1 protein-coding gene and 1 pseudogene are annotated in these 1,025 nt (G+C 43.8%); one reads left to right on the top strand and one right to left on the bottom strand.

Annotated features, from left to right (window positions below; translation table 11 throughout):
• Window positions 1-412 (bottom strand): substrate-binding domain-containing protein (locus R7E00_RS25245; RefSeq protein WP_318124944.1); only part of this gene is annotated, 412 nt, incomplete at its 3' end.
• A 371-nt stretch (window positions 413-783) separates the two neighbouring features.
• Here R7E00_RS25245 and R7E00_RS25250 point away from each other — a divergent pair.
• Window positions 784-1,025 (top strand): annotated as a pseudogene (locus R7E00_RS25250) (ribulokinase); the annotation flags it as partial.

Consider the following 1,025-nt stretch of genomic DNA (forward strand, 5'->3'; position numbering starts at 1 on the left):
TCATCACTAAAGGCACCTCTTTCATCGGTTCGCCTTTCGCGTTTAGAAACTGATCATCAACGGTAATAACTTTCAAATCGTAGCTTTTCGCTTTGGCCATAATCGCAGGGCCAAGCTTTGGATCTGGCGTACAAATTACAAAGCCTTTCGCCCCGCTGGCAGCAAGCGTATCAATCGCATTCAGCGTTTTTTCACCATCAGGCACGGCCATCTTGACCAATTCAAAATCGTATTGCTTCGCCGCTTTTTCCGCAAAAGACCACTCGGTTTGAAACCAAGGCTCTTCCGGCTGCTTCACGAGGTAACCAAGTCTGACGTTATCGTCATTGGAGCCAAAAAAAGCGTTAGCAGAGGCACTGAGCATTGTCATGCCAGATAGGGCAGCGATTGTGAGTAGTTTTTTTAATTTCATTGTTATCCATCCACTGGTAGAGGTGAGTGTTCGCTGTACATATTTGTGCATCCTTGACCATTTGTTAGTGATAAAAATCACAGCGGAAAAATGTAGCAATTTTGTCCATTCATTTAGCTACAGAGGCTATGAAGCAGCTCTCAATTGTGCGACTAGCAACTTTCAAATATCGCTCAAACCCCAACGCAAACGTTAATCATGGTCGAAAACACTTAATTTTTGAGCAATATATAAAGGTGTTAAAAAGGACACAAAAAACACCAAGTGACGTTTTTGTCCATAAACTTAGCAACCCTATTTATGGGATAACCCACCTGCTCTGGCTATAACAACAAGTAGATTTAGTTTGCTGACCAAAAGTTGGAGTTGTCATGGACACAATAAATACACATCAGCAGCATGTAATTGGTTTGGACTTCGGATCGGACTCCGTACGTGCGCTTATTGTTAATGCCGAAACAGGCCAGGAAGTTTCCTCGTCTGTGGTGTACTACTCACGATGGATGAAGGGGCTATATTGCCAACCTGCGCAATCGCAATTCAGACATCACCCGCTAGATTATTTGGATGCAATGACCAGCGCAATCCAAGAAGTACTGGCGACAGTGCCACA

Source organism: Vibrio sp. Vb1755, from assembly GCF_033338635.1.
Taxonomy (GTDB): domain Bacteria; phylum Pseudomonadota; class Gammaproteobacteria; order Enterobacterales; family Vibrionaceae; genus Vibrio; species Vibrio alginolyticus.